This window comes from uncultured Cytophaga sp. (assembly GCF_937863595.1).
GTDB lineage: Bacteria > Bacteroidota > Bacteroidia > Cytophagales > Cytophagaceae > Cytophaga.
Genome location: NZ_CALMGQ010000170.1, coordinates 1 through 9,237, shown reverse-complemented (window position 1 = coordinate 9,237; position 9,237 = coordinate 1). Strand labels below are relative to the sequence as shown.

The 9,237-nt window shown below is 32.4% G+C and carries 9 protein-coding genes; all 9 read left to right on the top strand.

Going from position 1 to position 9,237, the window contains the following annotated elements; all coding sequences use genetic code 11:
• Window positions 1–439, top strand: a 439-nt coding sequence (locus tag Q0543_RS14960) for an acyltransferase (RefSeq protein WP_299254864.1), incomplete at its 5' end; no start/stop codon positions are given.
• A 26-nt stretch (window positions 440–465) separates the two neighbouring features.
• A complete protein-coding gene (locus tag Q0543_RS14955) occupies window positions 466–1,533 on the top strand; it encodes an acyltransferase (protein WP_299254861.1) in 1,068 nt (355 codons plus the stop codon).
• Between the two features lie 23 nt (window positions 1,534–1,556).
• Window positions 1,557–2,684 carry a glycosyltransferase family 4 protein gene (locus Q0543_RS14950; RefSeq protein ID WP_299254858.1) on the top strand — a complete coding sequence of 376 codons (1,128 nt, stop codon included), beginning with the start codon at window positions 1,557–1,559 and terminating at the stop codon, window positions 2,682–2,684.
• 12 nt (window positions 2,685–2,696) lie between these two features.
• Window positions 2,697–3,635 carry an NAD-dependent epimerase/dehydratase family protein gene (locus Q0543_RS14945; protein ID WP_299254855.1) on the top strand — a complete coding sequence of 313 codons (939 nt, stop codon included), beginning with the start codon at window positions 2,697–2,699 and terminating at the stop codon, window positions 3,633–3,635.
• 21 nt (window positions 3,636–3,656) lie between these two features.
• Window positions 3,657–4,625 carry a glycosyltransferase family 2 protein gene (locus Q0543_RS14940; RefSeq protein ID WP_299254852.1) on the top strand — a complete coding sequence of 323 codons (969 nt, stop codon included), beginning with the start codon at window positions 3,657–3,659 and terminating at the stop codon, window positions 4,623–4,625.
• 11 nt (window positions 4,626–4,636) lie between these two features.
• Complete coding sequence (locus tag Q0543_RS14935) at window positions 4,637–5,533, top strand: beta-1,6-N-acetylglucosaminyltransferase (RefSeq protein ID WP_299254849.1); 897 nt, start codon at window positions 4,637–4,639, stop codon at window positions 5,531–5,533.
• 9 nt (window positions 5,534–5,542) lie between these two features.
• Window positions 5,543–6,805 carry an NAD(P)-binding protein gene (locus tag Q0543_RS14930; protein WP_299254846.1) on the top strand — a complete coding sequence of 421 codons (1,263 nt, stop codon included), beginning with the start codon at window positions 5,543–5,545 and terminating at the stop codon, window positions 6,803–6,805.
• A gap of 260 nt (window positions 6,806–7,065) precedes the next feature.
• Entirely contained in the window at window positions 7,066–8,100 is a 1,035-nt protein-coding gene (locus tag Q0543_RS14925) for a glycosyltransferase (RefSeq protein WP_299254843.1), read from the top strand.
• A partial coding sequence (locus tag Q0543_RS14920) for a glycosyltransferase (RefSeq protein WP_299254839.1) occupies window positions 8,097–9,237 on the top strand: 1,141 nt, incomplete at its 3' end. The genes Q0543_RS14925 and Q0543_RS14920, both read left to right, overlap by 4 nt.

Genomic DNA, 9,237 nt, shown 5'->3' with positions numbered 1-9,237 from the left:
TATTAAAATTGAATACAATCAGGCAATTTTAAGGATAAATGAAAATGTCCTTTTTAAGCAAAATTGCTCTGTTAATATATTTGAAAACGGGAAGTTAACGATTGAAGAGAATGTGTTTTTTAACGCGGGGTGTTCTATTGTTAGTTTAAATAATATACATATTGGTAGAAATACAATTATTGGTGAAAATGTTAAAATGTACGATCATAATCATGCATATAAAGATTTAGATAAATTGATTCGTGAACAAGGGTTTACAACTGCTCCAATATATATAGAAGAAGATTGTTGGATTGGATCAAACGTTGTTATACTTAAAGGGGTGCGTATTGGAAGGCATTCCGTAATAGGTGCAAATTGTATAATCAATAAGGATATTCCAGCTTACTCATTAGTTCATTCAGATAATAATAATCAAATAGTAAATAGTATTAAATAATATTATTTATAAACGAAGATTCGTTAATGACATTTAAAAAAATACCTAGTATTAATGGTTTGAGAGCCATAAGTATATTCATGGTTTTATTCCATCATTTGGAAGTACAACATATACTTATGTGGGATTTATCTTCTATAAAATGGATGATACCTTTTGTTCATTTTATTCAAGACGGGCAATTGGGTGTGAATGTATTTTTCGTTATTTCTGGATTTTTGATAACTACGTTACTCTTGCAAGAAGAATATCTGACAAAAACTGTTTCAATAAAAAAATTCTTTATTCGAAGAACGTTGCGTATTTTCCCCGCATACTTTTTTCTGTTGTTGATATATGCGATTTTGCAGTTTGTGGGTTATCTCAACATTCCAATGGAAGCTTGGTTAACTGCTGTTACATATACAAAGTATTTTAATTGGGATATCGATTGGTTTACGGCACATGCATGGTCATTAAGTGTGGAAGAGCATTTCTATTTATTATGGCCTTGCATCTTCATTCTTGGCAATGTTTATAGAAAATATGTAGTTATAATCATTTTAATAATAGTGCCTACATTACGTTTATTAGTAGGATTAAATACATATTCTTGGTTTAATGAATTGACTTTATTTGCCAGGATTGATGCAATTGCAATGGGATGTTTTTTTGCATTGTATCAGAAACAAATAATAAATCTATTACATGGGAAATGGTTGTATATTTTTGGATCATCAATAGTTGCATTGTTTTCATTAAGCTTAGTATTTCACTATTTTAGTAATAATCATATTGAGTTGTTTTTGATGCCAATAGCTGCAACAATAGGAATTATAGCTAATTTGGCAATTGCTTTGTTAATGATGTATTCAATATTTGGGAATAAAGGGTATTGGTTTAAGATGTTGAATCTGCGTTTTTTTAATTTTATTGGTATCCTTTCTTATAGCATATATTTATGGCAACAATTATTTATGATTAAATCAGAGCATTGGTATAATCAATTTCCTGCTAATATTGTCTGTATTTTAATGGCTGCATTAGCTTCTTACTATTTAATAGAAAAGCCGTTTCTTAGATTGAAATCTCGATTTCAGAGTTCTCAAAAATAGAAGCCAATTAAAAAATTATAAATATGAAAATTGCTATTGTATCAACTGTTAATGGTAGTCCATGGGCTGGAAGTGAAGAGCTATGGTATCAGACTGCATTAAAATGCTTAGAGGTAGGGTATGAAGTTACTGCTTCTGTTTTTCAAGTAAATGCACGCTGTGTTCAACATCAAAATTTTAAGTCAAAGGGGGGAGAAATCATATATAGAAAACCTTTTTGGAATGGACGATTACATGTATTTACACATAAATACATTTCTTCATTTAATAATTTATTTAAAGACGATCCAGATGTATTGATATTATCTTTAGGTTGCATGACCGATTTGGGCATGTACCCTGATTTGGTTCGATATTTAACCAAAAACAAGAAAATTAAGGTTGTTACTATTTGTTTGTATAACTCAGACAATATTATACCCGATCCATTTACACGTGAACGCATTCGTTTTTTTTGTAATCGATCAGATGAAAGTATTTTTGTATCCAAACACAATTATTTATTGACGGAAAGGCAAAATGCTATTAAAATAAAAAACGCTCATGTTTTTAGTAGTCCTGTTTCCTACCAAGATTCGCATGAATTACTACCATGGCCTGAAGTGGATGGTTTGATACAAATGGCTTCAGTCGCTAGACTTGATGTACGTACTAAGGGGCAGGATGTACTTTTGGAAACACTTTCAACAGATAAATGGAAAAGTAGAAATTGGCATTTAAATATATACGGTAAAGGCGAGGATTTTGAATACATTAGCCAACTGATTGGATTTTATCAACTAAGTGATAAAGTTTCATTTGGGGGCTTTGTTGCAGATACCAGAGATATCTGGAAAAAGAACCATATGTTAGTGATGCCTTCTAGATCTGAAGGGCTTTCATTAGCTTTTCTTGAAGCAATGATTTGTGGAAGAATTTGTGTGGCAACAGATGTAGGTGGTTTTGCTGAAGTAATAACAGATTCTGAATCAGGTTTTTTAGCAGAAGCTCCATTAGCAAAATATTTTGATGCAGCATTAGAAAGAGCATGGCAAAATCAAGAGAACTATTCTTCCATAAGAATAAAAGCAAATGCTGCTGCTGCGCGTGTTTTTGAAGTGAATCCAATAGAACAAATGCTGCAGTTTATAAATAATTTTTCTATAAAATAGAAAATAAATAGTATGAGAAATAAAATTTTAGTTTTGGGTGGTGCAGGATTTATAGGAGCAAATGTTACACATCGATTAGTGCATCAAGGCTATGATGTACGTGTGTTTACACGCTCTAGTAGATCTGTTCAAAATCTTGCACCAATACTTTCAAAAATAGAACTCCAGTATGGGGATTACATGGATGAAGTAGCCTTACGAAAAGCAATGATTGATGTTGATTGTGTCATTCATTTAATCTCTACAACGCTTCCGGGTACTAGTAGCAATGTGGGTACCTATGATATATTTTCTAATGTTATCCCTACGCTTCGTATTTTAGAAAACTGTTTAAATAATAATATCAAACAATTGATTTACGCCTCTTCTGGCGGAACGATATACGGAGACTCTCGTGAATTAATTCATGAAGATCATGTTTTAGATCCGAAATCTATGTATGGATTAAGTAAGAAAAATATTGAAAGCTATTTGAATTACTATGCAAACAATTCAAATTTAAATATACAAATATTACGTCTCTCAAACCCATATGGTCCTTACCAAAATCCGTATGGTGCTCAAGGTATTATTGCTACTGCTTTTCGTTCAATTTTAAATAATACACCCATTCAAATTCTCGGAGACGGGAACGTTATTCGGGATTACATTTATATCGATGATGTTGTGGATGCATTTACGATAGCTATGAAACAATTGAAATCAAATACTATAAATATCTCTTCTAGTAAGGGAAGAAGTGTACTTAATGTCTTAGCTGATATCGAACAAATTTCAGGGAAGAAAATAATAAAAGAATTTCTTCCTGCTCGAACTGGAGATGTACTTCAAAATGTATTAGATAATCGTAAAGCGAATGAACAATACCACTGGACACCTAAAACATCATTTATAGATGGCTTAGCTCCTACTTGGAACTGGGTAGAAAAAGAAATTTCTGGTACAAAATAATACTACTTCCTTAATTCAATTATGTCTATTTCTGTAATTATACCAGTTAAAAATAGAGCTGAATTGCTAAAGAAAACCTTGGATAATATTTTAGCGCAAACGCTTAAACCATCTGAAATTATTGTTGTGGATGATCAATCTACAGATGGAATTGAAGATGTTCAACGAGAGTATTTCGATAGGGTCATATTTATGAAAAATTCTGGAGTGGGTCCTGGTGCTGCTCGAAATACAGGTTTTTTAGCAAGTACAGGATCGTATATTCAATTTTTTGATTCTGATGATTTAATGACACTCGATAAATTAGAAATCCAATTCAATCAATTGGAAAATTCGACGTCTATGATGGCTTATTGTCCACATGTAAAAGCCATTGAAGATCAGAATGAAGGTTGGAAACAAAGGGATACTATTTTATATTTTCATCCTTTTTCAAAAAGGTTACGCTACGATCAATGGCTTATCAGGGGAGCTTGTATGATTACTCAATCCTGTTTGTTTAAACGAGAATTGATTGAAAACGCGGGTTTATGGAGAACGGATTTAATGCCCCACGAAGATTTGGAATTTTTATTTCGAATTGGACAAGTAGAACCTTATCCTATTCATTCAAATATTCCAGCAGTTATTTATAGACAACATGCATTCCAAATTACAGACAAATCCACAACAATAAATTCTAGAGCAATAGATCAGTTAAATGCATATTGTTTTATTAAAGAAAATATGATGAAGAATAAAAACTACACTTTTTTCGATCAACGTGTACTAGAAATTAATTTATTGCGATCTTCAACATTTGTGCCCAAAGAATTGTGGTCACATGATATTAGTGGTATACACCATTCAATCCGAAATAGAGTAGGATATAAAATTGAAAAAGCCGTTAAAAAATTTCAACGTATTGTGACACATTCTGATTGGATTTTTCTACATGGAGTGAATAATGATCCAAAGCAATTTCAACAATACATTCAAAAGTTGGTTTAACTTTATAATTCATGAGTATGAAAATTGGTTTTTCAATATTGTCACATAAGACTCCGGACATTCAATTTGAAGCGTTGTTGAATCAACTTTCTACCTATCCAAATTATGAAATTGCAATTCATCATGATTTTAATCAATCCGATTTTAATTCAAAAGTAATAGTCAATAAAAACGTATATCTTATAGAAAATTATGTTCAAACAAAGTGGTCGCACGTAAATAATATACGTGCATTAATGAAAACTTTTACACATTTGTATCAACAAAATTGTGAATGGTTTATAACACTAAGTGCTAATTGTTACCCTATAAAATCAACTAAACAAATCACTGATTTCTTAGAAGCAAGTCAATTCGATGCTTATATAGAATGCAATAATATCCATTCAGATCATTTTGATTTTTATAAATATTTTCGACAAGCTTTCAATACAGCATATTTGTTTTCTATTCCTTTTTTTAGGAAAAACGGAACATTTTATTGTAAACCGATTCGTAAGAAAAGAGACCCGAATAAAATTGTATTTAATGATAATCTGATTCCATACCATGGTTCCGATTGGTTTATTATAAATCGTAAAACGATGGCGTATATTTTATCGAATAAAGAATTGATTGATACTATAGTTTCGTTTTTAGATGATGTAAATAAGGGGGCAGATTTAAATGTGTGTCCACCTGAAGTTGTGTTTCAAACCTTGATTGGAAATAATGAAACATTAAAAGTCAACAAAAACACCTACAGATATATTGATTGGACAGACTCTATAAATTGGCATCCGAATATCCTTGTATTAAAAGATTTCGATGCGATACAACAATCGGAAGCGTTATTCGCACGTAAGTTTGATGCAACTCTTTCTATGGATTTAATCCATAAAATAAATAAATCTATTTTAGATAAATAATTCACTAAAATGAAAAACAAATTAGCGATCATTGGTGCGGGTATATCAGGCATAACAGCAGGTGCAATATTAAAAGACACACATGATGTAACAGTTTTTGAAGCACATGCTTCTATTGGCGGACTTGTACATTGCGATCGTGCGGATGGATATTTATACCACCGCATTGGAGGGCATGTTTTTAATAGTAAAAACCAAGAAGTATTGAATTGGTTTTGGAGTAAATTCAATAAAGAAGAAGAATTTATTCAAGCGAAACGGAATGCAAAGATATTTTTTCAAAATACGTTTATCGGTTACCCTATTGAAAATTTTTTATATCAATTAGATCCTGAAATAGTAGAGCGGATAATTGGTGAGTTAATTTATATAAATGCGAAAGGTCAAGTTAACCCAATGGAGTATCCACATTTTGAAGCATTCTTATTGGGGAATTTTGGCCCAACCTTGTATGAAATTTATTTTAAACCCTATAATCATAAAATTTGGAAAACCGATCTGGCAACTGTTTCCATGGCTTGGCTCGATGGAAAGTTACCTATGCCGAATTTAACAGAATTGATAACGCATAACATAACCCGAAATGAAGAAGGCAACATGGTTCATTCAAGCTTTTTCTATCCTAAGAATGGTGGGTCGCAATTTATTGCAGATCGTTTGGCGGAAGGGCTAAATATACAATGCAGCACACCTATTCAATCCATTGTTACCAACAAGGCAGGTGTGGAAATTAACGGTGAACAGTTTGATACGCTCATTTATACGGGGGATGTTCGAAGGCTTTCTAGTATATTGAAAAAAGAAACTGGAGAACATCATTCAATAAATGAAAAGCTCACGATGCTTCGTTCTAATGGAACGTCTAGTGTATTGTGTAGTTGTGATGCAAATGATTTGTCTTGGTTGTATATCCCAGAAGAAAAATTTAAAGCACATCGTATTATTTATACGGGTAATTTTAGCAATACAAATAATATCGACCAACCCAATCGAAGTTCTTGTACAGTTGAATTTTCTGGAATTTGTACGTATGAAGAAATGAAAGCGGAGTTGAAATTGCTTCCAGGTAATTTGATCCCCATTGCATACAACAATGAACCTAACTCGTACGTCATTCAAGATTCAAATACTAGAACTCTTCTACAAGAATATAAGACATATTTACGTCCTTTTAATATTTATTTATTAGGGAGATTTGCTGAATGGGAGTATTATAACATGGATAAAGCGATGGAAGCTGCATTTCTATTGAAAGATAAACTATCTGTGTAAATTTAGTGCGACAGGATATTAAACGCCTGAATAAATGGAACAATGGATAAACAATAATAAATTATTCGATTAATATAATGTCCAGATTATTGTTGCAACTCCAGTTATCCTTTTCAATGGGGAGCTAAAATATAGTGTCTAAAGCTAATTCTAAAATTTGTCATCTGATATTATTGGCTTTCACGCAACAAGCGCATCTTTTGCGTTACAGTTTTCACAAATCCAATCGGATATTGTAACTTGCAATCTAGAATAACACTATGCAACCACAGTTTACCCTTGTTTCCACCGTATTTAATGAATCTGCTCGCTTAGCCAGAACAATTGGAGAATTGAACAATCAAACGTGTAAGCCCAATGAAATTATTATTACGGATGCTGGATCTACAGATGGAACATATGAAACACTGTTGCAATGGAAACATAATTCTACAATTCCTATCATAATACTTCAGAAGGAACGCTGCAATGTAGCGGAAGGGCGTAATCTTGCAATTAAGGAAGCATCTAATGAATTAATCGTTAGTACCGATTTTGGATGTCAGTTTCACCCACAATGGCTAGAAAGCATAGTTGAACCATTTAAAGATCCTAAAGTAAAGGCCGTGGGTGGTGCTTTTGCTGTAATTGATGCAGATATTCAAACGTTGTCTGCCAAGGCCGCTTATCTTTTGTTTAATGGCTATAAGGATGATATACACGAAGAATGGTTTACGCCAACTTCTAGGTCTGTTGCATATTATAAAGAAGTATTCGAAGCTGTAGGCGGCTATCCCGATTGGCTAACACTAGCTGCGGATGATACGATTTTTGGAAGAGTTGCAAAAAAGAAAGGGTATACCTTTCATATGGTAGATAAACCCTATGTGTATTGGGGGCGTCATACCACGGCGAAAGCATATAATAAAGAAGCCTTTAGATACGGATTAGGGGATGGTGAATCTGGTATTAACTTAAGAAGTACGATTGGGAAGTGCGTGGATTTAGGTTTAAGAATAGCGTTTGCACTAACACTTGTTTCAACATTGTTTTTATTCAGCTTTAAAGGAATGAGTTTGTATTATTTACTTGTCTCCATTCCTTTCCTAATTGGTTTTAGACCCTATTGGTACCATATTGTGAACTGGCTGCGCCTTAAAAGTTCTAAGTACAATTTTATGGTATTTCTTTACAGTATTTATTTATTAGAAAGTACTCGTTTTAATTATTTAAAAGCGTATTATAAAGGTTTTTTTAAATCACCAGAATACAGAAAACAAGCAGCTCTTGAATTGAAAAAAAGATTCAAAATATGAATGTAATTATTCTAAATACAAATAGTTTTGGAGGTAATTACGAATATTCTCGATGTTTGGCTAAAGCCTACGCTGCAAATGAATTTGTAGATAATTGCAAAGTTATACTACCATTAAATGCTTTACAGGAAGAAAACGATTGTTTCAAAAAAGTGCTTATATCAGACCAACCTAGCTTTCAAAATAAAATATTAAAAAGATTTTATTTTTTATTTCGAAGCTTTGTAAATCCGATAAAGACATTTTTGTTTTTAAAAAAATCTCCTGCTTCACTTGTTATTGTAAATGATTACGAACAAATAACTTCTTTTTTTTGGGCGCCACTTTTTAGAATGCTTAAAAAGAAACATACTTTTTTTGTTCTGTTACACGATCCAGATAGAGACAATTATCTACCCATTAAATCACTTTCTAATTATACTATGAAAAGAGTCATGTCTGTTATGGATGCGGCACTGTATCACGAATTATTGCCTGATAAACCGTATTATCTAAATATAATCCCGAAATTTAGTATTCCGCACGGTTTGTATTCTTATCCTGATTTTGACATTGAGCTTCACACTTTATTGATGCAGCAAAAAGGCGTCCATAAGTTGATGGGGGTAATTGGAAACATCCGAGATGAGAAAAATTATTCATTATTGATAGATAGCTTGCCAGAATTACCCGATGTTATGTTACTTATCGCAGGTAGTCCATCCAATTCATCTGTATCCATTGATAGCTATAAAAAGCAGATTCAAGACTTGAATGTACAGAATCAAGTTATTTGGATTGAGAAAAGATTGAGCGATGAAGAAATGCAAGCCATTATACAAGTCTGCGATTTAATACTTTTGTATTACAAACACAGTTTTACATCACAAAGTGGCTTATTAAATCTAATAGCGCCTCATAAAAAGAAACTAATTGTTAGTGATGGAGAGTCGGGATTGACAAAAGTAGTTCAACACTATGCTTTGGGTGAAGTCGTTGTTCTAAATAGGAATGCATTTGTGGATTCCGTAAACAAGATTATATTTACGGAGTCTACTAAAAAACAACTAGATGCATGGGATGCATATTTAAATTATGCAAGTTGGGATAATCATGTACGAATCGTGATTCAACAGATGCAATACCTACAAGCGTTAA